At 68.5% G+C, this 24,115-nt stretch carries 21 protein-coding genes; 11 read left to right on the forward strand and 10 right to left on the reverse strand.

Features of this window, described 5'->3' with window-relative positions:
- Positions 1 to 202: 202 nt before the first annotated feature.
- The 4 genes from hpf (at position 203) to FB475_RS23055 (ending at position 6,564) form a co-directional block, all read left to right on the forward strand.
- The gene (hpf, locus tag FB475_RS23040) at positions 203 to 826 is read left to right on the forward strand and encodes a ribosome hibernation-promoting factor, HPF/YfiA family (protein ID WP_141858645.1); all 624 of its coding nucleotides are present in this window, start codon (positions 203 to 205) and stop codon (positions 824 to 826) included.
- A 111-nt stretch (positions 827 to 937) separates the two neighbouring features.
- Positions 938 to 2,149, forward strand: a complete 1,212-nt coding sequence (locus tag FB475_RS23045; protein WP_141858646.1) for a winged helix-turn-helix domain-containing protein — start codon at positions 938 to 940, stop codon at positions 2,147 to 2,149.
- Positions 2,150 to 2,536: 387 nt separating this feature from the next.
- Positions 2,537 to 5,506, forward strand: a complete 2,970-nt coding sequence (secA, locus tag FB475_RS23050) for a preprotein translocase subunit SecA (protein ID WP_141858647.1) — start codon at positions 2,537 to 2,539, stop codon at positions 5,504 to 5,506.
- A 101-nt stretch (positions 5,507 to 5,607) separates the two neighbouring features.
- The gene (locus tag FB475_RS23055) at positions 5,608 to 6,564 is read left to right on the forward strand and encodes an NAD(P)H-dependent flavin oxidoreductase (RefSeq protein ID WP_141858648.1); all 957 of its coding nucleotides are present in this window, start codon (positions 5,608 to 5,610) and stop codon (positions 6,562 to 6,564) included.
- Here FB475_RS23055 and melA read toward each other — a convergent pair.
- Genes melA through FB475_RS23085 form a run of 6 tightly spaced genes read right to left on the reverse strand, consistent with a single transcriptional unit; the run spans position 6,528 to position 12,651 of the window.
- Complete coding sequence (melA, locus tag FB475_RS23060) at positions 6,528 to 7,841, reverse strand: alpha-galactosidase (RefSeq protein ID WP_141858649.1); 1,314 nt, start codon at positions 7,839 to 7,841, stop codon at positions 6,528 to 6,530. The two genes, FB475_RS23055 and melA, sit on opposite strands and share 37 nt — an antisense overlap.
- The gene (locus FB475_RS23065; protein ID WP_141858650.1) at positions 7,838 to 8,761 is read right to left on the reverse strand and encodes a carbohydrate kinase family protein; all 924 of its coding nucleotides are present in this window, start codon (positions 8,759 to 8,761) and stop codon (positions 7,838 to 7,840) included. The genes melA and FB475_RS23065 overlap by 4 nt, the downstream gene beginning before the upstream one ends.
- Before the next feature lie 7 nt (positions 8,762 to 8,768).
- Positions 8,769 to 9,587: a carbohydrate ABC transporter permease gene (locus FB475_RS23070; protein ID WP_141858651.1), complete on the reverse strand. Its 819-nt coding sequence runs from the start codon at positions 9,585 to 9,587 to the stop codon at positions 8,769 to 8,771.
- Positions 9,584 to 10,516 (reverse strand): carbohydrate ABC transporter permease, encoded by a 933-nt coding sequence (locus FB475_RS23075; RefSeq protein ID WP_141858652.1) that lies wholly within the window; start codon positions 10,514 to 10,516, stop codon positions 9,584 to 9,586. Before FB475_RS23075 ends, FB475_RS23070 begins: the two co-directional genes overlap by 4 nt.
- On the reverse strand, positions 10,516 to 11,814 hold the full coding sequence (locus tag FB475_RS23080) for an ABC transporter substrate-binding protein (protein WP_141858653.1): 1,299 nt from the start codon (positions 11,812 to 11,814) through the stop codon (positions 10,516 to 10,518). The genes FB475_RS23075 and FB475_RS23080 overlap by 1 nt, the downstream gene beginning before the upstream one ends.
- A 33-nt stretch (positions 11,815 to 11,847) precedes the next feature.
- On the reverse strand, positions 11,848 to 12,651 hold the full coding sequence (locus FB475_RS23085; RefSeq protein ID WP_238332355.1) for an endo alpha-1,4 polygalactosaminidase: 804 nt from the start codon (positions 12,649 to 12,651) through the stop codon (positions 11,848 to 11,850).
- Positions 12,652 to 12,926: 275 nt separating this feature from the next.
- On the opposite strand from FB475_RS23085, the gene FB475_RS23090 reads away from it, so the two are divergent.
- From FB475_RS23090 to FB475_RS37745, 7 genes are all read left to right on the forward strand, one after another.
- Positions 12,927 to 13,946, forward strand: a complete 1,020-nt coding sequence (locus FB475_RS23090) for a LacI family DNA-binding transcriptional regulator (protein WP_141858655.1) — start codon at positions 12,927 to 12,929, stop codon at positions 13,944 to 13,946.
- A gap of 17 nt (positions 13,947 to 13,963) precedes the next feature.
- Positions 13,964 to 15,229 (forward strand): extracellular solute-binding protein, encoded by a 1,266-nt coding sequence (locus FB475_RS23095; protein WP_141858656.1) that lies wholly within the window; start codon positions 13,964 to 13,966, stop codon positions 15,227 to 15,229.
- A complete protein-coding gene (locus tag FB475_RS23100) occupies positions 15,226 to 16,122 on the forward strand; it encodes a carbohydrate ABC transporter permease (RefSeq protein WP_141858657.1) in 897 nt (298 codons plus the stop codon). The genes FB475_RS23095 and FB475_RS23100 overlap by 4 nt, the downstream gene beginning before the upstream one ends.
- The gene (locus FB475_RS23105) at positions 16,119 to 16,937 is read left to right on the forward strand and encodes a carbohydrate ABC transporter permease (RefSeq protein WP_141858658.1); all 819 of its coding nucleotides are present in this window, start codon (positions 16,119 to 16,121) and stop codon (positions 16,935 to 16,937) included. The genes FB475_RS23100 and FB475_RS23105 overlap by 4 nt, the downstream gene beginning before the upstream one ends.
- A 17-nt stretch (positions 16,938 to 16,954) precedes the next feature.
- A complete protein-coding gene (locus tag FB475_RS23110) occupies positions 16,955 to 18,013 on the forward strand; it encodes a glycoside hydrolase family 130 protein (protein WP_238332356.1) in 1,059 nt (352 codons plus the stop codon).
- Positions 18,010 to 18,822 carry a hypothetical protein gene (locus FB475_RS37740; protein ID WP_238332357.1) on the forward strand — a complete coding sequence of 271 codons (813 nt, stop codon included), beginning with the start codon at positions 18,010 to 18,012 and terminating at the stop codon, positions 18,820 to 18,822. Before FB475_RS23110 ends, FB475_RS37740 begins: the two co-directional genes overlap by 4 nt.
- A gap of 86 nt (positions 18,823 to 18,908) precedes the next feature.
- Positions 18,909 to 19,862, forward strand: a complete 954-nt coding sequence (locus tag FB475_RS37745) for a hypothetical protein (RefSeq protein ID WP_238332358.1) — start codon at positions 18,909 to 18,911, stop codon at positions 19,860 to 19,862.
- A 10-nt stretch (positions 19,863 to 19,872) separates the two neighbouring features.
- On the opposite strand, the gene FB475_RS23120 is transcribed toward FB475_RS37745, so the two are convergent.
- The 4 genes from FB475_RS23120 to FB475_RS23135 all read right to left on the reverse strand — a co-directional run bounded on the left by FB475_RS23120 (position 19,873) and on the right by FB475_RS23135 (position 23,908).
- The gene (locus FB475_RS23120; RefSeq protein ID WP_238332359.1) at positions 19,873 to 20,580 is read right to left on the reverse strand and encodes a helix-turn-helix domain-containing protein; all 708 of its coding nucleotides are present in this window, start codon (positions 20,578 to 20,580) and stop codon (positions 19,873 to 19,875) included.
- Positions 20,577 to 20,870: a hypothetical protein gene (locus FB475_RS23125; protein WP_141858659.1), complete on the reverse strand. Its 294-nt coding sequence runs from the start codon at positions 20,868 to 20,870 to the stop codon at positions 20,577 to 20,579. Before FB475_RS23125 ends, FB475_RS23120 begins: the two co-directional genes overlap by 4 nt.
- A gap of 146 nt (positions 20,871 to 21,016) precedes the next feature.
- Positions 21,017 to 21,940, reverse strand: a complete 924-nt coding sequence (locus tag FB475_RS23130; RefSeq protein WP_238332360.1) for a VanW family protein — start codon at positions 21,938 to 21,940, stop codon at positions 21,017 to 21,019.
- 564 nt (positions 21,941 to 22,504) lie between these two features.
- On the reverse strand, positions 22,505 to 23,908 hold the full coding sequence (locus FB475_RS23135; RefSeq protein ID WP_141858660.1) for an Rv3235 family protein: 1,404 nt from the start codon (positions 23,906 to 23,908) through the stop codon (positions 22,505 to 22,507).
- Between the last annotated feature and the right edge of the window lie 207 nt (positions 23,909 to 24,115).

Here is a 24,115-nt window from a genome sequence, read left to right on the forward strand (position 1 = left end):
TTTTCGCCGAAGCCGACTAGCGTTGGCCTATGACACCCGCTAGGGCTTGTCGGGCAGTGGAGTGGTGGAGGACCGGATCAGCCGGCTTCCTCGCCACCGGGTCCGACGGGTTCGACAGCGGGTGTTCTCGTTTCGGGACCCGTCAGCACGAGTACGGGGGTCCGGACACGTAAAAAGAAGTCGCCGATCGATGGAGGTTTCCGTGGACGTCGTTGTCAAGGGTCATCACTGCGAGGTCAGTGACCGCTTCCGGCAGTACGTCGAGGAAAAACTCGAGCGGATCGAGAAGGTCGATCACCGGGTACTGCGCTGCGAAGTGGAAGTCAGTCAGGAGAAGAACCCGCGACAGCACGATCGGGCGATGCGTGTCGAGCTCACCATGTACACCAAGGGTCCGGTGGTCCGCGCGGAGGCGTGCGGGGAGACCAAGCAGGCGGCGTTCGACGTCTGCCTGGACCGGCTCCGGTCCCAGGTCCGCAAGGCGGCCGACCGGCGCCGGGTGCACCGGGGTGAGCGCGCGCCGGAAGGCCTGCGGCACGTGAACGCGAAGCAGCCGCTCAATGGCACAGCCGTAGTGGAGGAACCAGTCGCCGAGGACGAGGTGGCGACGCACAAGTACGGATCCCTCACGGTCACCGGCGACGGTCCGCTGGTGATGCGCGAGAAGACCCACTCCGCCAAGCCGATGACCCTGGACCAGGCTCTGTACGAGCTCGAACTGGTCGGGCACGACTTCTACCTGTTCGTCGACGCCGACGAGAACCAGCCGAGCGTGGTCTACCGCCGTCGCGGCTACGACTACGGCGTGATCCGGCTGACCGTCTGAGCCCTCGGGAGGAGCACACGCGAACGGGCCGGGCGGCCGTCCGACGGTCGCCCGGCCCGTTCGCTGCTCCGGCGTCCGCGTTCTGTCGGTGGGTACCGGCAGAATCGCGGTATGGCTACAGAGGTGCTGTCGACGGCTCAGGCGCGCCGGGTGGCGCTCGCGGCGCAGGGATTCATGGACCCACGGCCGAAGGGTGTCCCGGATGCGCGGTCGCTGGCGCGGGTGCTCGGCCGGATCGGGCTGATCCAGATCGACTCGGTCAACGTGCTGAGCCGCGCGCAGTACCTCCCGCTCTACTCCCGCCTCGGGCCGTACCCGCGTGACCTGCTCGACCGCGCCGCCGGCAAGGCCCCGCGCCGCCTGGTCGAGTACTGGGCGCACGAGGCGTCGCTGATCCCGGTCGAGACCCACCCGCTGATGCGCTGGCGAATGGCCCGCGCCACCACCGAGGCGTGGGGCGGCCCGCGGTCGATCGCCAAGGAGCGGCCGGACCTGCTCAAGCAGGTGCTCGCCGACGTGCAGGCCCACGGCCCGCTGACCGCCCGCGAGATCGACGACGACGTCGAGCGCACCAAGGACCATTGGGGCTGGAACTGGTCGGACGTCAAGCGGGCGCTGGAGTTCCTCTTCTTCGCCGGGGAGATCACCGTCGCCCGGCGCAACCAGCAGTTCGAGCGGATGTACGACGTACCCGAGCGGGTGCTGCCCCGGTCGGTGCTCGACACGCCGACGCCGACGCTCGACGAGGCGCACCGCGGGCTGGTGTCGATCGCGGCTCGCGCACACGGGGTGGCGACCGCGCAGTGCCTGCGGGACTACTTCCGGACCGCGCCGGAGCCGACGCTGCAGGCGATCGCCGAGCTGGTCGAGGAGGGCGAGCTGCTCCCGGTCCGGATCGACGGCTGGAAGCGCCCGGCGTACCTGCACAAGGACGCCCGGCTGCCGCGCCGGGTGAACGCCCGCGCGCTGGTCAGCCCGTTCGACTCGCTGGTGTTCGAGCGGACCCGGACCGAGGTGCTGTTCGACTTCCGGTACCGGATCGAGATCTACGTCCCGGCCGCGAAGCGCATCCACGGGTACTACGTGCTTCCGTTCCTGCTCGGCGACAAGCTGGTCGCCCGCGTCGACCTGAAGGCGGACCGGGTCGGTGGCGTCCTGCTCGTCCAGTCCGCGCACGCGGAGCCGAAGGCGCCGGTGGAGACCGCCGAGGAGCTGGCCGCCGAGTTGGTCCAGCTGGCCGGCTGGCTGGGGCTGGAACAGGTCCGGGTGGCAGGTGGAGGTGACCTCTCGCCAGCGCTCAGTGACGCTCTGCGTGGTTCCTGACCGGGGCGGTGGGGTGGGTGGGCAGCCAATACTGAGAGCATGCTGGGAACTTTCCGCCCCGCTCGAGCGTGGGTCGGGTGGGGCAGGGAGGGTGTCGGGGGGACCCTGCGCCTACTGCGCGGCACTCGGCGGGCACCTCGGTGCACTGGAGGAAAGGGAACGATGCTCCGCATCGACCCCTTCCCTCCAGCACACCGAGGCACTCCGCCGAGCACCTGCTCGCTACGGCGCAGGATCCCCCGACACCCTCCAAGGCACGCTGCCCGCGTGGCTTGGCACACCGGGCCCCGTACGATGGGGGACGCACGCCATCCCGGGAGGGGGCGGACGTGCCCTGTCGGCGTTCGGCCGTACCCAGGCTTCAGCAGCAAGGAGTGAACTCCCCCCATGAAGGTTGTCGACAAGGTCCTGCGGATCGGCGAGGGCAAGATCCTCCGCCAGCTGCAGGGCATCGCGAAGATGGTCAACTCCATCGAGGACGACTTCGTCAACATGACCGACGAAGAGCTGCGCGGCCAGACCGCGGAGTTCAAGGAGCGGCACAAGAACGGGGAGTCCCTCGACCAGTTGCTCCCGGAGGCCTTCGCGGTGGTCCGGGAGGCGGCCAAGCGCACGCTGCACCAGCGGCACTACGACGTCCAGATCATGGGTGGCGCGGCGCTGCACCTCGGCAACATCGCCGAGATGAAGACCGGCGAGGGCAAGACGCTGGTCGGCACCCTGCCGACGTACCTGAACGCGCTGTCCGGCAAGGGCGTGCACGTGGTCACGGTGAACGACTACCTGGCCAAGTACCAGGCCGAGTGGATGGGCCGGGTGTACCACTTCCTCGGCCTCGACTACGGCGTGATCCTGCCGGAGATGTCGCCGGCCGAGCGCCGGATCGCCTACGCCAAGGACATCACCTACGGCACCAACAACGAGTTCGGCTTCGACTACCTGCGCGACAACATGGCGCAGAGCATCGAGGACTGCGTCCAGCGCGAGCACAACTACGCGATCGTGGACGAGGTGGACTCGATCCTGATCGACGAGGCCCGGACCCCGCTGATCATCTCCGGACCGGCCGAGGACTCCCAGCGCTGGTACGTCGAGATGGCCCGGATCGCGAACACGCTGAAGGCCTGGACGCTGGCCGACGAGGCGGAGCTGAAGCGGAAGAACCCGCGCGTCACCGACCTGGAGATCGACGAGACCAAGCGCCGGGTCGCCGACTACGACGTGGACGAGAAGAAGCGCACGGTCGCGATCCTCGAGCGCGGGATCGAGAAGGTCGAGGACCGGCTCGGCATCGACAACCTGTACGAGTCGGCCAACACCCCGCTGATCAGCTACCTGAACAACGCGCTGAAGGCCAAGGACCTGTTCCACCGCGACAAGGACTACGTCGTGGTCGACGGCGGCGAGGTGCTGATCGTCGACGAGCACACCGGCCGGACGCTGCACGGCCGCCGCTACAACGAGGGTCTGCACCAGGCGATCGAGGCCAAGGAAGGCGTCGAGATCAAGGAGGAGTACCAGACCCTCGCGACGATCACGCTGCAGAACTACTTCCGGCTCTACGACAAGCTGGCCGGCATGACCGGTACGGCGATGACCGAGGCGAACGAGTTCTCCAAGGTCTACAAGCTCGGCGTGGTGCCGATCCCGACGAACAAGCCGATGATCCGGGTCGAGGAGCGGGACCTGATCTACCGCACCGAGGACGCCAAGTTCGACGCGGTGGTCAAGGACATCGTCGAGGTGCACAAGACCGGTCAGCCGATCCTGGTCGGTACGACGTCGGTGGAGAAGTCCGAGCGGCTGTCGCGGATGCTGCTCAAGGAGAACATCAAGCACGAGGTGCTGAACGCGAAGCAGCATGCGCGCGAGGCGGCGATCGTCGCCGAGGCCGGCCGCAAGGGTGCGGTCACGGTGGCCACCAACATGGCCGGCCGTGGTACCGACATCATCCTCGGCGGCAACCCGGAGTTCCTCGCCGACAAGGAGCTGCGCGCCCGCGGCATCGACCCGGCCGAGGACATCGAGCAGTACGAGGCCGAGTACCCGGCGATGCTCGAGCGGTTCGAGAAGCAGGTCAAGGAGGAGCAGGCCGAGGTCCGCGAGCTCGGTGGCCTGTACGTGCTCGGCACCGAGCGGCACGAGTCGCGCCGGATCGACAACCAGCTGCGCGGTCGCGCCGGCCGCCAGGGCGACCCGGGCAAGTCCCGGTTCTACCTGTCGCTCGAGGACGACCTGATGCGGCTGTTCAAGCGCGAGATGGTCGACTGGGCGATGTCGCGGAACAACGACGACACCCAGCCGCTGGAGAACAAGGTCGTCACCAAGGCGATCGCCTCCGCGCAGGGCCAGGTCGAGGCGCAGAACTTCGAGACCCGGAAGAACATCCTCAAGTACGACGACGTGATGAACCGCCAGCGGCACGTCGTGTACGACGAGCGCCGCCGGGTGCTCGAGGGTGCCGACCTGCGCGAGCAAGTGCTGGACATGCTCGAGGAGACCGTCACCGGCTACGTCCAGGGCGCGACCGCGGACGGCTTCGCCGAGGACTGGGACCTGGACGCGCTGTTCACCGCGATGAAGACGCTGTACAAGTCCGAGCTCACCGAGGAGCAGCTGATCGAGGAGGCCGGCGGCGAGAAGGCCGGCCTGACCCAGGACTTCCTGGTCGAGCGCTTCCTCGAGGAGGCCACCGCGGCGTACGAAGCCCGTGAGGAGCTGCTCGGCGAGGAGGCGATGCGCGAGCTGGAGCGCCGCGTCGTGCTGAGCGTGCTGGACCGCAAGTGGCGCGAGCATCTCTACGAGATGGACTACCTGCGCGAGGGCATCGGCCTGCGCGCGATGGCGCAGCGCGACCCGCTGGTCGAGTACCAGCGCGAGGGCTACGACATGTTCGCCTCGATGATGGAGTCGATCAAGGAGGAGTCGGTCGGGTTCATCTTCAACGTCGAGGTCGACGTCGAGGCGATGCGCGCGGAGATGGAGCTCGCCTCCGAGGCGGCGCTGGCCGACGAGGAGAACCTCACCGGCCGCCGGATCGAGGACATCCTGACGCCCGGTGCGCCGGTCGCGGAGTTCGCTCGCTCGGCCGACGACGAGGAGCGGCCGCAGGACACCCCGCGGCAGGCGCCGCGAATGCGGGCGAAGGGCCTCACGAACGAGCCCCGGGCGCAGCGGCTGACGTACTCCGCTCCGACCATCGACGGTGACGACGAGGTCGCGATGCACCAGGACGCGGTCGAGGAGGGCAACCTCGAATACGCCGGGACTCCGCGGAACGCGGCCTGCCCGTGCGGCTCCGGCAAGAAGTACAAGCGCTGCCACGGCGACCCGCAGTCGGACGCCTACAAGTTCTGACCCGCAGCACCCGAAACGGCCGGCCCGCTCCTGCAGGCCGGCCGTCTTCCGTGTGGTGCGCGCCATGGCGGCCGGGCGCGGGCGTGTGGTGCTCTGGTGGCATGTGGCTGAGTGAGCGGTTCGGGTTGACGGTTCCGGTGGTGCAGGCGCCGATGGCGAACGTGAGCGGAGGCAGGCTCACCGCTGCGGTGTCGGCCGCTGGTGGGATGGGGATGCTGGGCGCCGGGTCCGCGGTCACGGCTGAGTGGATCCGGACCGAGGGAGCGGTCGCCGCGGCGGCCGGGAAGCCGTACGGGATCGGCTTGATGGCGTGGTCGGTCGCGGATCATCCGGAGCATCTCGAGGCGGTGCTGGAGTTGCGGCCGGCGCTGGTTTCGGTGAGCTTCGGGAACTATGCGCCGTACGTCGGTCCGCTGCAGGAGGCCGGGATCACCGTCGCGACCCAGGCGGGAACGGTGGCGGATGCCCAGGAGGCGGTGCGCGCGGGCGTCGACGTCATCGTTGCCCGGGGCGCCGAAGCCGGCGGGCACGGGCGGAACGCGGTCGGCACGCTGCCGCTGCTGCAAGCGATTCTGGACCTGACCGACGTACCGGTGCTCGCGGGCGGCGGGATCTCGGGCGCGCGCGGTCTTGCCGCGGTGCTGGCGGCGGGAGCTGTCGGCGGATGGATCGGTACGGCGTTCATCACCTGCGCCGAGGCGTTGACGAAGGAACCGGTGCGGCAGCGGATCGTCGAGGCGGACGAGACCGACACCGTCTACGGAACCGTGTTCGACGCGGCCTCGCGAGCCGGGTGGCCGGACGAGTTCGGCGGGCGGGCGCTCCGGAACGCGTACTTCGACACCTGGGAAGGGCGCGAGGAGGAGCTGAAGTCCGACGACGCCGGGCACGCCGAGTACGTTGCCGGTACCGGAGCCGCCGACCCGGCCCGCGCGTCGATCTACGCGGGCCAGGGCGTCGGAGCGATCACCGGGCAGCCGACGGCGGCCGAGGTGGTCGCCGGGTTCGCGGCGTACCGCGACTACTTGAGGATCGCCCTCAACGACGGGTCCAGGTAGTTGCGATGAGCAAGTACCAGGTCGTTGCAGAGTTCCCAGATCTGTTCGACGGGTAGGGTGCCGGCGGTCGCCGGGTCCACCATGATCGCCTGCCGGATCGCTCGCGGGTCCTCGGTGAGGGCTGCTTGTACGGCGAGTTCGGCGACGTTGAGGTACGAGCGGTTGAGCGCGGCGCACTGCGCCGGGAGTTCGCCGACCGCTGTCGGGTGGATGCCCGAACCGTCCACCAGACACGGCACCTCGACGACGGCCCTGGACTGCAGGTTGGGGATGAGGCCGCCGGCCCGGGGCGTGGTGGCGTTGGGGACGTTGGCGTAGATCGTGCGCGGGGTGTTCGTCGTGATGCTGTGGACGATTTGCGGGGCGTATTCCATCGTCGGGTCGACCTCCACGGGATCGCCTGTTTTCAAGGCGTTTCTCGTGTGTTCGTAGGACGCGAGGTTCTCCGCGACGATGTCCAGGTAGGCGCCGATCGGCAGCCGTAGCCTCTCCACCTCGCTCGCGTGGCCCAGGTACCACGGGACGTATTCGGAGGAGTGTTCGCTAGTCTCGGTCGGGTAGAACCCGAGTCGCCTGTACATGTCCACCCGGACCCGCCGCAGCAGCTCCGGGTCCGCCGCGATCACTTCGTCCAGCCGGTCGTACAGGTTCTCCCGGCCGCGTTCGAACCGCAGTACCCACGACTGGTGGTTGACGCCGGCGGCCAGGTACGTGACGTCCTCGTACGGTACGCCGACCAGGTCGGACAGGCCCTGCATCGTCCAGTACACCGAGTGGCAGAGGCCGGCCAGGTTCCGGACGCCGAGCTCTTTCAGGTACCAGACGTTCATCACCATCGGGTTGGTGTAGTTGAGCAGCCACGCGTCCGGGCAGACCTCGGCGATGTCCTGCGCGAGGCCTCGCAGCACCGGGAACGTGCGCAGCGCGCGGAACACCCCGCCGACGCCTAAGGTGTCCCCGATCGTCTGGCGCAGCCCGTACCGGGCGGGAATCTCGAAGTCGGTGTGCGTGGCGGCGTTCATCCCGACCTGCACGATGTTGATCACGAAGTCCGCTCCGTCGAGCGCCGCCCGGCGCTCCAGGTGCGTGCTGATCCGCGGGGTCACGCGATGCTCGCGGGCGATGTACGCCGCAGCCGCTGCCGCTGTCTCCAGCCGCTCGGGATCGATGTCGTGCAACCGGATCTCCAGCGAATCCAGGTCGAGATCGAAGAGATCCGCCAACAGGCCCTGCGTGAATACCACGCTTCCCGCCCCGATGAACGCGATCGCCGTCATGCTGTCGCCTCTTCCCACGTCGGTTGAGCGGCTGTCCCGCCGGCTTCGCGGGTGGACAGCGACCCGCAGGTCGCCGCGATCGCCAGCGCACGGTCCGGTTTGAAGCCGTTGAGTACGGCGGCCACCCACCCGGCGTCGAAGCTGTCACCGGCGCCGACCGTGTCGACCGTGTCCACCTTCATCGCCGGTGCCGTGATGACCTTCGAGCCGTTGTGTGCGAGCCCGCCGTCCGGCCCGTTCTTGACGACGACGAACGTCCCGCGGCGGGCCATCCTGCGGGCCAGAATGCCGGCCGCGTCCTCGACCGAGTGGTGTCCGGTCAACGCCAGCGCCTCGGCGGCGTTCGGCAGGAAGTAGTCGGTGACCCGCAACACCGGATCGAGCACGGTCTGATCCCACGTCCCGGCCGGATCGTCGTTCGGATCCAGCGAGGTGGTTGCCTTTGCGGCCTTCGCCTCCTTGAAGATCCCCGCCAGCCCAGCAGCCAGTCGCGGCATCAGATAGAACGACCCGGCATGCACATGGCGCACCGACCGCACCAGCGCCGGCGGCACGTCCTCGGCCGCCGTACTGGGCATACATCCCGGGGACGTGAGGATCGCGCGATCGTCGCCCGAGGTGAGGATCGTGGTGAGCGGTGTCGGCAGCGTCGGGTCAACCACCAGGGCCTCGACATCGACGCCGTGGTCGGCCAACGACGTACGGACGAAGTCGCCGGCCGGATCGTCACCGACCCGGCCGGCGAAGGCGACCCGCAGGCCGAGCCGGGCCGCGCCGCAGGCCATGATCGAGGCGGAACCGCCGAGGACGAGGGAGCCGCTGGGAACGAGCCGTTCCCGTTGGCCGAACAGGATCGGCTGCTCCACGGGCCCGACCACCACGTCGGGGTTCGCGTCGCCGATCACGAGCAGATCGAACATATTCGTCTCAGCCTTTGAGTCCGGTGGAGGCCAGCGAGCGGATGAACGCCTTCTGGGCCAGGAGGAACCCCAGCAGAACGGGCAGCACGGTGATGACGTTGCCGGCCATCACGGCGGACCACTGGGTGTGGTGCTGTCCCTGGAACGTCGTCAGTCCCAGCTGGAGGGTGTACGTGGAGTCGGTGTTGATCGCGATCAACGGCCAGGTCAGGTCGTTCCAGGTCGCGAGGAACGTCAGTACGGCGACCGTGCTCAACGCCGGCCGGGCCAGCGGCAGCACGATCGAGACGAGGATCCGCAGCCGCCCGCAGCCGTCGATCCAGGCCGCCTCCTCGAGTTCGCGCGGCAGCGAGACGAAGAACTGCCGGAACAGAAACACCGACAGCGGTGTCACCAGCGACGGAACGATCAGCGCGCCGAGCGTGTCGATCAGCCCGAGCTGCTTCATCACCAGGAACGTCGGAATCATCGTCAGCTGGAACGGGATCACCATCGTGGCCAGCATCAGCCCGAGGACGAGCTTCGACCCGGTGAACCGGATCCGCGCGAACGCGTACCCGCCGAGCGATCCGAGCACCAGGTTCGCGGTCACGGCGACCGCGGAAACGATGAAGGAATTCAGGAACCAGCGCGGAAACAGGGCGTTCCCGAGCACGTACCGGTACCCGTCGAACTTGATGCCGTGCGGCCACAACGCCGGCGGAAAACGGTTGATCTCCGCGTTGCTCATCACCGAGCTCACGAGCAGCCACACCAGCGGCAGCGCGAACAGCAGCGCGAGCGGAGCGAGGACGAAATGCCAACCGCTGAAGGGAAGTCGCTTCATCGGGCAGCCACCCTCCGCCGGTAGACCTGCAATGCGACGCCGATCACGAGCAATGCGATCGCCAGCGTGTACGCGGCCGCCGCGCTGTAGCCGGCCGTGAAGGTCTTGAACGCCTTCTCCCAGATGAAGTACACGATCACCGTGGTCGACCCGAGCGGCCCGCCCTTCGTGGTGACGAACACCAGGTCGAACACCTGCAGCGCGTTGATGGTCTGGAACAGCAGCAGGAACACGGTGACCGGGGTGAGCGCGGGCAGCGTCACGTGCCGCAGTACGCCCCACCGCCCGGCGCCGTCGATCCGCGCCGCCTCGACCAGCTCGCTCGAGACGCCTTGCAAGCCGGCCAGGTACACGATCACGCAGAACCCGGTCCCGCTCCACAACGAGATCGCGACCAGCAGGTACAGCGCTTGCCCCGGATCGCTGAAGAACCCCTGCGCGGGCAGCCCGACCTTGTGCAGCAGGCTGTTCGCGACCCCGAACTCGGGATCCAGTACGAACGAGAACAGCACGCCCTGCGCCGCGGCGGACACCACGAACGGTACGAACACCAGCGTCCGGTACAACCCGATCAATGCGATCGTCCGGTCCAGCGCGATCGCGATCGCCAGCCCCGCCACCACGCTCAACGGCACGTAGAGCGCGGTGTAGACAAGCGTGTGCGAGACCGCCGACCCGAACGTCGGATCCTTCAGCAGCGCCTTGTAGTTCGCCAGGCCGACCCACTGCGACGGCGACACCAGATCGTTGACCTGGAACGAAAACAGCAGCGACCACAGCACCGGTACGACACTGAGGCCGAGAATGATCACCACCGACGGACTCACGAATGCCCAGCCGGTCGCGCTCTCACCGCGCACCCGGCGCTTCGCGGCCCGGCTCCGCGGATCGACCGTGAAAGTCCCGACGACGCCGCCATGGCTGGCCATCAGCTCGGCACCGCCAGCACCTGGTTGCACTGGTCAACGGCCTGCTTCAGCGCGTCCGCCGGGCTCTGCTTCCCGAGCAGCACCGCGGCGATCGCCTCGCCGACGTGCTGCGAGATCTGCGGGTACGTCGTGATCGTCGGCCGCACCTTCGCGGTGTCGAGCGCCGTCACGAACACCTCGAGCCCGTTGGTCTCGGCCGAGTGCTTCTTCCAGGCGGGCAGCTCCGCGGTCGCCTTGGTGATCGGGAGACTGCCACCCTTGATGTCCCACTGGATGTCCTGCGCCGGGTCGGCCAGCCAGCTGACGAACTCGGTCGCCGCCTTCACCTTGGCCTTGCCGTTGTCGAAGATCGTCCAGGTGTCCGGCCCGGAGATCGTGATCGGTTTCCCGGAGTACGACGGCAGCGGGACGACGCCGTACTCGAGGCCGTTGTCCTTCAGCTCCGGGAGCTGCCAGGGGCCGGTGGCAACCATGCCCATCCGGCCGCCGAGGAACACCTGGTACAGCTGCTCGCTGCCGGGCTTCGGGTCGACGTACAGCGACTTGTCGCTGCGCAGCTTGTCCAGGGTCTGCAACGCCTGTGCACCGACGGTGTCGAAGCCGACCTTCTTCCCGTCGCCGCTGACCACGTCGCCGCCGAGGTCCCAGATCATCGGCCAGATCCGCCAGACCGTGTCCTCGTCGCCGACGCCGGGCCAGCCGGTGCCGAAGATGCCCTTCGCGGGATTCGTCAGCTGCTTGGACGTGGCGACGAAGTCGTCCCAGGTCCAGCCGGGCTTCGGCGGGGCCACCCCGGCCGCGGCGAACAGCTTCTTGTTGTAGACCACGCAGAGCGAGTCGAGCAGCGCCGGCGCGGCCCGTACCTTGCCCTTCACGCTGACCGCATCCTTCGCGGCCGGCCAGTAGTCGTCGATCTTGAGCTGCCCGGTCAGGTCGGCGACCTTCGGGCTCTTGGTCAGGCTGGCGAGGTCGGACCCGAAGATGTACGCGATGTCCGGGTACGACCCCGCCGCCAGTCCCGCGGTGACCTTCTGCAGCATGCTGTCCGCGGTCACCCCGCCACCACCGCCGACCACCTTGATCTTCGGGTGGCTCTGGTTGAACGCGGCGATCAGCGAGTCGATCGCGGCCTTGCCGAGGTCCACCTGGCCGTGCCACAGATCGAGCGTGACCACGCCGTTCGGGTCCGCGCCGTCGTCGTTGTTCTTGCCGCAGGAGGCCAGCGTTCCGGCCGCCGCGGCAGCGGCCGCGGCGCGCAGGAGGTCGCGACGGGACAGGTTTCGAGCATGCTGAGACATGGCGGTCTCCAGAAGGGGAGCGGGAAAGGAGTTTCAGCAGGTCTTGCGGACGTAGCCGGGATCACCCGGGACCGAGACGTCCACATCGCGCTGCACGATCGACAAGGTTCCGGCGTACTGCGCACACGCTGTCCGGCGGCCGCTGTCGGTGTACTCGATCACGATGACGTGGTTGCCGAAGGCACTGACGTAGTCGGCGCACTCGTCGTACTGGCCGCATTCCTCGGCGACCGCGAAGTCCAGGCCGACGGCCCTTCGGTCACCGGCCAGCTCGACCGTGTTCTTCTGGCCGATGGCCAGGTTCTTGCTGTGTGCGTGAGTGGCCAGCAGCGTCAGGTACGCCTCGGCATGGGTTGCCTTGAGCAACTTCTTCGAGCGGGTGTAGCTGTCGTAGTTGTCGGGCTCGATCGCCTGGTAGCCGGCGGCCGCGCAGCCGTCGATCCAGCCGTTGACCTTCGCGGCGATCCGGTTCCGTTTGTCCGCCGTCCGCAGGTCCAGGAGCGCTTCGCCCCAGTCCTGGTCGATCACCAGCTTGCCGCTCGCGTCCCGGAGCAGCAGGTCGGCGGCCCACTGACCTTGTTCGCCGGGCTGGACCTGGAAAGCGTTGACGTAGCAGATGTTGTACAGGCCGGCCGCCGGTGCGGCGGTCCGGTCCCGGGTGACCACCTGGACACCGACGGGCGGGGTGTAGGCGCCGCCGATCTGGTAGTCGAACTTGGCGTGCGCCGGCGGCAGCGTCATGGCCGCGTCGGCGGAGGTCCGGGTGAGGGTTGGGACGGTGACTGCGAGGGCGGTGGCCGCGGCTGCGACGAGCAGGCGGCGGATGAGTCTGGACACGATTTGCTCCATCGGTCCCGGGGACGCGACCCCGCCTCGGGTCTCACCAACCCTGGCGCCGGAAAACCGGACTTCAGGCCGTCGGCCTGGTACCGGCTGGGTGCGTCGCTGCGGCCCAGTTAAGCGATTCGCACCGTGGACCGTCAAGCGATCGGCTGCAAACGAGTGCGCGGAACCGGCCGCAGATTGCGGTACTGCGCAGCGCCCGAGTTCTTGACAGCTGCGGTTTAAACCGGTTTGAATGCTGTTTAAACCGGTTTAAAAGGAGCGCCAGCGTGACGAAACGACCGACGATCGCGGACGTGGCTCGCCGGGCCGGCGTGTCCAAGGGATCGGTCTCGTTCGCGCTCAACGGCCGCCCCGGGCTGGCGAGTGCGACCGTGGACAAGATCCTCGCGGCCGCCGACGAGCTCGGCTGGCGGCCGAGCAACCGGGCGCGATCGCTGTCGGTCTCGAAGGCGTTCGCGCTCGGCCTGGTGATCACCCGGGATCCGGCCGTGCTGTCGTCGGACCCGTTCTTCCCGGCGTTCATCGCCGGGGTCGAGAGCGTGCTGTCGACCCAGGGCCAGGCGCTCGTCCTGCAGGTGGTCGCCGACGGTTCGGAGGCCGACGGGTACCGAAGGCTCGCGCAGGACGCGCGCGTCGACGGCGTGTTCCTGTCCGACCTGCGGCACGACGACCCGCGGATCGACCTGTTGGTCGAGCTCGGGCTGCCGGCCGTCACGCTGAACCGGCCGGACGGCGCCTCGCCGTTCCCGGCCGTCACGCTCGACGATCGGCCCGGCTCCGTCGCGGTGGTCGAGCACCTGCTCGGGCTCGGGCACACCCGGATCGCGCATGTCGCCGGTCCGCCCGCGTTCGTGCACGCGACCGCGCGGTCGACAGCGTTCGTCGAGACGCTCGCCGCGGCCGGACTGGCGCCGGTGGCGGTCGAGGCCGGCGACTTCACCGGAGCCGGCGGGATCGAGGCGACCCGGCGGCTGCTCGCGCTGCCGGAGCCGCCGACCGCGATCGTCTACGCGAACGACCGGATGGCGATCGCCGGTCTGGGCGCCGCCCAAGCGGCCGGGATGACCGTGCCGGACGACCTCAGCATGGCCGGCTTCGACGACAGCGAGCTCGCCGAGTACGTGCACCCGGGGCTGACCACGGTCCGCGCGGACCCGTTCCAGTTCGGAGTGGCGGCCGCCCGGACCCTGAACCGGGTCGTCGACGGCGAGACCGACGTACCCGACGTCGAACTGCCGCCCGCGGAGCTGGTCGTCCGCCGCTCCACTTCTGCACCACCTGCCTAGCTTCGTTGGAGGAGCTCATGAAGTTGCAAGCTGGACTGCTGGCCGTGGTCTTGGCCGGCTCGCTCGCCGCGTGCGGCAGCGGCGGTGGCGCTGGTGACGCCGACGCCGCGGCCAAGGCGCACGGCCCGATCACGATCTGGTACTCGAACAACGCCGAGGAAGTGGCCTGGGGCAAGCAGATGGTCGCGGCCTGGAACGCCGAGCACGCGGACCAGAAGATCACCGCCCAGGAGATCCCGACCGGCAAGTCCTCCGAGGAGGTGATCGGCGCCGCCATCACCGCCGGCAACGCGCCCTGCCTGATCTTCAACACCTCGCCGGCGTCGGTCTCGCAGTTCCAGAAGCAGGGCGGGCTGGTCCCGCTGGACGCCTCGTACATCGAGGAGCGGTCCGGCGACGTCGCCCAGCAGTACAAGTCGCCCGACGGCAAGTACTACCAGCTGCCGTGGAAGTCGAACCCGGTGATGATCTTCTACAACAAGAAGATCTTCGCGAAGGCGGGGATCACGGATCCGAAGCTGCAGACCTACGACGAGTTCCTGGCCGCTTCGCGCAAGATCGTCGCGTCGAAGGCGGCCAAGTTCGCGATCTACCCGGCGCCGAGCAACGAGTTCTTCCAGTCCTGGTTCGACTTCTACCCGCTGTTCGCGGCCGAGACCGGCGGCAAGCAGCTGGTTGCCGACGGCAAGGCGACGTTCGCCTCGGACGAGGGTAAGAAGGTCGCTCAGTTCTGGCGGACCATGTACGCCGACAAGCTCGCCTCGCAGGAGAAGTACACCGGTGACGCGTTCGTCGACGGCACCGCGGCGATGGCCGTGGTCGGTCCGTGGGCGATCGCGACGTACAAGGGCAAGGTCGACTGGGGTGTCGTGCCGGTCCCGACCTCGTCCGGCAAGCCGGCGTCGGAGGTCCACACCTTCAGCGACGCGAAGAACGTTGCGATGTACTCGGCGTGCAAGAACCGTGGTACGGCATGGGACGTGCTGAAGTTCGCCACCAGCAAGGACCAGGACGGCAAGTTCCTGGCCGCGACCGGGCAGATGCCGCTGCGCAAGGACGTCGCGTCGGTGTACGCGGACTACTTCGCGAAGAACCCCGACTACAAGCTGTTCGCGGACCAGGCGTCGCGGACCGTCGAGGTGCCGAACGTGCCGAACTCGATCACGATCTGGCAGACCTTCCGCGACGCCTACTCCAAGTCGGTGATCTTCGGTCAGGAAGACGTCGGCTCGGCTCTGGACGGCGCCGCACAGAAGGTCGATCAGCTCGTCAAGCAGTCATGAGGCGTGGGCTGATCGGCCGGATCCTCGGCGCGCACCCGGTCGGGACGGCGTTCGTCACGCCGTACGTCATCTTCCTGGCCGCGGTGTTCGCCTATCCGCTCGGGTTCGCCGTGTACATGTCGTTCCACGACTACTTCTTCGCGGCGCCCGGCGCGGTGGTGGAGCGCCCGTTCGTGGGATTCGCCAACTATGTGACGGTGTTGTCGGATCCCGCGGTACGGCGGGCGTTCGGGAACGTGCTGATCTTCCTGGTGATCAACGTCCCGCTGACCGTGGTGCTGTCGCTCGGCCTGGCCAACGCCCTGAACGCCGCGATCCGCTGGCGCACCTTCTTCCGCGTCTCGTACTACGTCCCTTATGTCACCGCGTCCGTCGCGGTCGTAGGTGTGTGGCTCTTCCTGTTCAACTCGAACGGGCTCGTCAACTCAGTTCTGGGCCCACTCGCTCCCGATCCGTCCTGGTTGGTCAATTCAGGCCTGGCCATGCCGACAGTCGCCATCTACGTCACCTGGAAGCAGTTGGGCTTCTTCATCCTGCTCTACCTGGCCGCGCTGCAGAACGTCTCCAAGGACCTGTACGAGGCCGCCTCGATGGACGGCGCCGGTCGGTGGCAATCGTTCCTCAACGTGACTGTTCCGGGCGTCCGGCCGGCGACCACGTTGGTGGTGCTGGTGGCGACGGTGACCGGGGCGAACCTGTTCACCGAGCCCTACCTGCTGACCGGAGGCGGCGGCCCGGACGGTGCATCCGCCTCACCGGTACTGATCATGTATCAGCGCGGGATCGAGCAGGGGCACCCGGATGTGGGCGCGGCGATCGGGGTGTTGCTGGTGATCGGCGTGCTCTTGCTGGCGCTTGTCGAACGGCGGTTCGTCGGGAGGGAGGAGTCGTGAAGCTGAAGTTCGTCGCGCTGCTGGTCGGCGCCTTCGTCTTCCTGTTCCCCTTCTACTACATGCTGATCGGCTCGCTGCAGGCGGAACCGGATCCGTCGGTTTCCGGAGCGTTCCCGAAAGCCGGAAACCTGACGTTCCACAACTACGCCGAGATCAACAAGTCGATCCACCTCGGCCGCTCACTGATCAACTCCGGCATCTTCACCGGCGGCGTGATCCTCGGGACGCTGGTGTTCGGCGTCCTCGCGGGCTACGCACTGGCTCGGTTGCAGTTCCGCGGGCGCGGCGTGGTGTTCAACCTGATGCTGCTGATCCAGGTCGTGCCGTTCCAGTTGCTGACGATCCCGCTGTACGTGCTGATCGTGCGCAGCTACGGGCTGGCCGACTCCTACCTCGGGATGATCCTGCCCTTCCTGATCAACTCCACCGCGGTCTTCGTCTTCCGGCAGTATTTCCTGCAGTTGCCGGCCGAGCTGTTCGACGCGGCCCGGATCGACGGGGCGTCCGAGCTGAGCATCCTCTGGCGGGTCGCGGTACCGCTCGTCCGGCCGGCGCTGCTCACCGCCGTACTGCTGACCTTCATCGGGCCGTGGAACGAGTTCCTCTGGCCGTTCCTGATCACCAAGCAGCAGGACCTGCAGCCGCTCGCGGTCTCGCTGTCCAACTACCTGACCACCGTCTCGGCCCGGGCGGCGAACCCGTTCGGCGCCGTCCTCGCCGGGGCCTGCGTACTGGCCGCACCGGCCGTGACCTTGTTCATCGTCTTCCAGCGCCGGTTCATCTCCACGAACCTGTCGTCCGGCGTCAAAGGCTGATCCCAGAAGGGCTTCTCGTGACTGTTCCCTACACGCTGACCCGCGTCGGCGTCCTGATGACGCCCGAGCCGGGCAACGACCTCGAGACCGAGGGCGTGCTGAACCCGGCTACCGGACACACCCCGGACGGGCAGCTGTACCTGCTGCCCCGACTCGTTGCTGCAGGCAACGTATCCCGGGTCGGGCTGGCCGCCGTGGTGCTCGAGGATGGGGTGCCGGCCGGCGTCCGGCGCGAAGGGGTTGTGCTCGCACCGGATGAGGGGTGGGAGCGCGGCAAGAACAACGCCGGCGTGGAGGATCCGCGGGTGACGTACGTACCGTCGCTCGGGCTGCACGTGATGACGTACGTCGCGTACGGTCCGCTCGGGCCCAAACCGGCGCTCGCGGTGTCGTCGGACCTGCGGGAGTGGCGGCGGCTCGGGCCGTTGCACTTCGAGTACCAGCCCGACCTGGACACCGACCTGAACCTGTTCCCGAACAAGGACACTGTCTTCTTCCCCGAGCCGGTGACCGGTCCGGACGGCGTTGCGTCGTACGCGATGCTGCACCGGCCGATGTGGGACCTCGGCTGGTTCCGTGAAGGCGAGGGCGTGCACCTGCCGGCCGGGATCACCGACGACCGGCCGGGGATCTGGGTGTCGTTCGTCCCAGTGGCCGACGTCGAGGCCGACGTCCGGAATCTCGTCCACCTGCGCAACCACCGGCTGGTCGCGATGTCGGAGTACCCGTTCGAGGAGCTCAAGATCGGCGCCGGTCCCGCGCCACTGCGAGTTCCCGAGGGGTGGCTCGTGATCCACCACGGCGTCACCGGCGAGCAGCCGCAGGGCTTCGATCCGACGACTCAGAAGGTCGAGTACGCGGCCGGCGCGCTGCTGCTGGACCCGGACGACGTTACCCGGGTGGTCGCCCGGACCGCGGAACCGCTGCTCGTCCCGGAAACCGAGGCGGAGAAGGTCGGAACCGTCGGAAACGTCGTGTTCCCGACTGCGATCGAGGAGATCGACGGTCAGCACTATGTCTTCTACGGCATGGCCGACGCCGCGATCGGTGTCGCCAGATTGGACCGGACACCATGAAACCGACTCGTCGCACCGTCCTCGGCGGCGCCTTCGCGGCAGCTGCTGCTTCCTCCGTCTCGCTCCCTGCGCGTGCCGCCGGGCGGCTCTCCAACCTCGCCCATCTCGACTTCCTCCGCACCACAGTCGTACCGCCCACGGCCCCCGGGCACACGACGTACGGCTCGGGCCCGCTCGGCGTGCTCTGGACGTATGCCGAGCACCAGGCCGACGGGTCGTACAGGCGGGTCGGCGGTGGAACCTACGACGCCGCGACGAACACCTACGGGCAAGGCGCTTTCAACGCGGACGACATCGCGCGGGCTGCCGTCGTGTACGTGCGGCATTGGCAGCTTTTTCGGCGTACGTCGTCGCTCGACGCGGCACGCGGGCTGCTGCGGGCGTTGACGTTTCTGCAGTCGCCGAACGGCAACGTCGTCCTGTGGATGCAGCCCGACGGCACCCTGAATCCGAGCGCGAAGCCGGTCGAGCTGCCGGATCCGTCCGACTCCGGGCCGTCGTACTGGCTGGCCCGAACGGTCTGGGCGTTGGGGGAGGGGTACGCCACTTTCCGGCACACGGACAGCGCCTTCGCGGGTTTCCTGCGCGAGCGGCTCGAGTTGGCGATTGCGGCGCTCGAACGCCAGGTGCTGGTGCGGTACGGCTCGTACAACATCATTGACGGTCGGCGTCTCCCGGCCTGGCTGATCGTCAACGGCGCTGACGCGACGTCCGAGGCGGTACTGGGGTTGGCGCTTACGCACGAGCCGGCGGGTCTGCGGCCGCGCGTCGAGCGCTTGCTCGCTTCGCGGAGGGCATCGCGAAGCTGAGCGCCGGCTCGACTCGGGTCTGGCCGTTCCGCGCGTTGCTGCCGTGGGCCGAATCGATTTCCGACTGGCATGCCTGGGGCGCGCAGATGCCCTCCGCGCTCGCCGCCGCATCGTCCGTCCTCGGCCGTCCGGACCTCCTCGGTCCGGCGATCGGTGACACTGTGGGCTTCACCCCGCTGCTGCTCGCTTCGGGCGGTCCCGACAACGGCTGGCTCCCGGTCCCGATCGACCGTTCGCAGATCGCGTACGGCGTCGACGCTCGGCTGCAAGCTCTGGTCGCCGTCGGTCAGCACCACCTCGCCGCCTTCGCCGCCGCGTGGTACTTCGGCTCGAACCGCGCCGGCCAGCCGATGTACGACCCGACCACGGGCCGCACGTACGACGGCATCTCCGGGGACGGCACGATCAACCGCAACTCCGGCGCCGAGTCGTCCATCCACGGCCAGCTCTCGATGCTCGCCCTCGACGCCCATCCCGAGATCGCGCGGCTGTCGGGCACGCCGACGTACGACGGTCTGCAGATCGTCGAGGCAGAGACGGCCACCGGCGGCGAGGTCGTCACGCCGCCGTCGGCGTGGACGGGCGAATCCCAGTGGAGCAACGGCTCGTACCTGTCGCTGGACGGCACCGCGGCGTGGACAGTTCCCGCCGCCACTCAACCGCGGCTCGTTCTCCCGGTCGTGAACGTACTCGAAACCTCCAGCCGAACGCTGTGGAGCCTGGGGCCGCTCGACTACCAAGGCGGCCCCCAAGGCATCTCGGCCGCGCCCGGTGCCCTGCTACCCCTGACTCTCCCCAAACCGCTCCCGGCCCGGGCCACCACCATCACCGCCGCCGGCACCGCCCAGATCGACGCTCTGCTGCTCCTCCCACTCCTCAGCAGCCTCAAGATCGGCAACGCCACGTTGCTGGTCAACCTGGACACACACCCACGACCCGTCGCCGGCAAAAACGCCTGGAACTACAACTCCTCCGGCCACCTAGTTACCCAAGGCAAACCAATCGTCCAACCAGGCGGCTTCACCGTCCTACTCGACTGACCGGGTGTCATCAGCTGATCAGGATCTTCGGAGGTAGGCCCGTGAGGGCTTTGACGTCGCGGGTGAGGTGGGCCTGGTCGGCGTAGCCGGTGATCATCGCGACGTCCGCCAACGGCAGCCCGGTGCGGGCGTGGTCGAGCGCGACGTTCATCCAGAGCACGCGGTCGAGCATCTTCGGGCCGTAGCCGAATGCGTCCAGGCAGCGGCGGTGCAGTTGGCGTTCGCTCAGGCCGATCGTGCCGGCCAGCCTTGAGACGCCGGCGGTGCCGCGAAGCAGACCGGTCCGGACGCTGTCGAGGATGTGCGTTGTCAGCCGGTCCGCCGGTTCGTCGAGCAGTCTCGCGACTTCCAGATCCAGCGCGTCGGCACGGTCGGGCGCGGACCTGATCCGGTCGAGCAGGCGGCGGCTGCGGTTCGGCGACCAGAGCTCGGCGAGCGGGACGCGTTCGTTCAGCAGGTCGCGAGCCGGTATGCCGAGGAACGCCGGCGCGGACCCCGGCGCGAACCGGATCCCGGCGTACCGCGTTCCCCGCGGCGCGCTCCCGGTCCACGCGTGAGTGTCCGGACCGGCAACGTACAGCTCGTCGTCCATCAGCAACACGTCCATGCACCCGTCGGGCAGGATCCGGAACTCCCCGCCCTCGGCCGTCCGCGTCCACAGCGCAGCCCCGGCGATACGCGCAGCGCGCTCCCGGTACGGCTCAACCGCAACAGTCACAACTCCAGTCTGCAACGCCCTACCGACAGTTCTGGCTGCGGAGGAGCTACCGACGGGACGATCTGACCGGTGTACCGCTGCTCGGGCGGAAGATCGCGCCGCAGGGATCCGGCCTCGTACTCGCGCAGCCGTACGTCCGACGCGGTCGCGTGGCAGGCGCCACTACACGTCCACCACACCGACGACCAGGCGTGGTACATGGTGCCGGGGATGCTCGACTGAACATCGCCGGCGAGTACTACGACGTACCCGCCGGCGCCGGCAATGTCGGCCCGCGCGGCGTACCGCACACGTTCGGGAACCCGTCCGGCGAGCCGGCTCGGTTACGTGCTGGTCATGTCGGCGACCACGCAGGCGGTGCTGGCCGAGTTGCACGGCGGCCTCTCGGGTGACGTCGGGGCGTTGTTCGAAGTAAGGGTGTTTGCTGCTCGGATGATCAGGTCGGTACGACGACGTCGACGACGGGCACGTCGACCGGCAGGTACTTGACCAGGGCAACGTTTTCGCGGATCAGTTCGTCGCGGACCGGCGTACCGGTGCGGCGGTCGATCACCGTGCGCCAGATCTCGTTCCGGCGGAAGTAGTCGGCGCCGACGCGCAGGAAACGCTCGCCCTTCGAGAACACGCGGTACGACGATTCGGCCGGTACGTCGGCCAGGATCTCGCCCTCCAGGTACCGCTCGCCGACGCCGACGTGCAGCTGGAACGTCTGGTCGGTGTCGTTGCGGAACTGCAGATCCACGTAGTTGTAGACGATGCTGCAACCGACACCCCACGGCAGTACGCGACCGTTGTCCGGGAACGGGTCGAAGCTGTGCGTCGACCGCTGCGTCACGGTCAACGGCGAATGCAGCACCATCCAGTGCAGCAGGTTCGCGAGCTGGCAGATGCCGCCGCCGATCCCCGGTTTGGCGTGCCCGTTCGACAGCCGCATACCCTTCGCGTATCCCTTGCGGCGGGTCGCGTTACCGACCACCTTGTTGAACGAGAACGTCTCGCCCGGCCGGATCAACAGCCCGTCCACCTGCGCGCACGCGAGCTTCAGGTTCGTCACCTTGTTGTGCTGCATCCACATCTCGGTCTCCCCGAGCTGCCTGAGCAGCAACGACTTGTGGCGCTTGATTCGCACCGGTAGGTCGCCGGCGGCGCGCTGATCGGCGTACGGCGTACTCGACCGCATCCACTCGATCCGCTTGACGGCCCGGTGGTACCGCACAGCGACCGGGTACAACAGCCCGATCCGCTCACTCCACCGCTTCCGCCGCACCGCAGGCAACACCCGCGCCCGTTCGGCCGCACTCAACTCGTCGACCCCGACCCGCGGCGCACCCTCATCCACCGATGTGACAGCTGTACTCACAGACATCCCCGTTTCCCCGAGTCCATTTCCCGCACCGTAAGCCGCCCCCACCTCGACCCGGTGACAACCACCCCACAATCCCCTCGCACCCCTAAGACGCCCCCCACCCCCAAAGAGTTGCCCCAACCAATTCCCCACCCCCACTGCACGCCCTCCCAACAACACACCGCCCGAACCCCGCCCCACCCAACCCACGCCCGCCGCCCGAACCTCGAAACCCCCAGCCCCTGCAACCCAGCCGCCCACACCTACACCCACCCACACGCCGCAGCAGCACGTGATTGCACCTGAGCCGCTTGGGTCCACGCCACAACACACCGCGCGCGCCCGCCTCCGCGCCCGAACAGCCCCCGGCCTCGAAGCCTTCACCGCCTGCAACCCAGCCGCCCACGCGCCCCACACGTGCACCGCGCGGGGTACGACCGACTCGACCCACGAGTGGCGCCGGGGCATCGGGACCTCCAGCCGCTGCAAACAGCCGTCGACGCCTACACCCACCAACGTTCCGAGGGAGGCGCGCGGCTGGCGCGCGAGGCGTGCGTTAGGACTGCGGTTGCTGGAGGATCAGTCGAGTTCGAGGGCGGTGCAGATCCAGCGGTTGCGGCGGATCTCGAGACGGAGGGCGACCGCTCGGGAACGCTGCCCGTGCCGCACGTGGGCGGCGACCTCGGCGATCGCGGGTTGCGGCATGAAGACCCGCACCGAGCGGACGGTGCTCTTTTCCTTCGCCCCGCGAGTACCGGCAGTCGAGTTCAAGCCGAGCAGACGAACCCGCCGGTTCAGCTCCAGAAACACCTGATCATCCGTGAACCGCACCAATTGCGAAATCGGCCGATCCCCCACCAGCACCTCACTCACCGCCTGAGCCAACCGCCCACCCCACAACCGAGCATCCGGCAACCCAGGCAGCTCCTCCCGCCCCACCTGAGCCCCACCGCTGGTGCTGGTGGGGGCCGACTTGAGCGGCGTACGATCCCGGTCAGACCGCCCCGAGACGGCGCCCGCCCGCGCACCCCGAACCTCGCCCACAGCCACGCTCAACTTCGAAGCCGAGTTACCCGCCTCCACGCCACCCGCGTTTGCCGCACCGGCTTGCGCGGGCGACGTCTCCGTCTCCACGCCGCCCGTGTACGCCACACCGGCTTGGGCGGACGATGTCTCCGCCTCCACGCCGCCCGTGTACGCCGCACCAGCTTGCGCGGCCCCCGTCATACCGGAGACCGACGTACGCGCCGCAGGCTCCTCACGTCGGGCGACCTCGGACGACTTGGACGCGGCCTGGGGGTCGAGTACTTCGTCCTCGGCGTCGTCGGCAGTCCTGGCGCCTGACGATTCGGGCTCGGCTGAATTCGGGATGCGCGCATCGTCTGTCGTGTGGAGTGTGATGGGACGCGGGGCGGAGGTGACGCCGAGGCGGATGATCGCCTGGTGGCGGAGGGCGAGGGCACCCTCGGTCAGTTGGTCGGCGTACCGGGCGGTTGCTGGTAGGTAGTGCTCGTCGTCCCCGCGTACGGACGCCAGCCGCGGGCGCGTCACCGCGTCGTACATCCCACCCGGCTCGACCGCGCCGGCTCTCCGCGTGAAGGATTCAGCCTCCACCGGTACGACGGTCAACGCGCGCTGCGGCATGCTCGGCGAGTTCGCCCCGGCAGACGTCGGCCCGCCCAGAATGTCCTGCTCCCGGTCGGCAGGCTCGCCGACGTCGGTGGCATCGCCGAACCGTGTGGACTCGCCGGCTGGAGTGGACCCGGAGGCCCGGGTGGATTCGCCCGCCTGGGTGGACTCGGAGGCCGGAGTGGATTCGCCCGGTCGGGTGGATTTGCCGGACTGGGCGGGTGCGTGGACATCGGCTTCAAGGCTGTCGTGCGCGTCGGGCACCAGCGCGAGGTCTGGAGTTGTCTTGGCCTTCGCGGCCGGGGTAGAGGCGACCGTGCGGTCGTCGGGGTTCGGGCGAGAGTTGACGGCCATGGGTGCCTCCGGGGTTTGCGGTACTGGTTGGCGGCTGGACGTGGGCGCTGGATGCGTGACCGCGGTTGGACTGGCCACGTTCGACGAGGTTGTGCTCGGGGCGATTGGGCTTGCGGTGGTCGCGGGCGGGCTTGGAGTGGTTGGGCTTGAGGTGGTCGCGTGGAGGTCGGTGCGGCTGCGAGTGGTCGCGCGGGGGTGGCCCGGGTC

It is taken from the genome of Kribbella jejuensis (genome assembly GCF_006715085.1).
Lineage (GTDB): Bacteria > Actinomycetota > Actinomycetes > Propionibacteriales > Kribbellaceae > Kribbella > Kribbella jejuensis.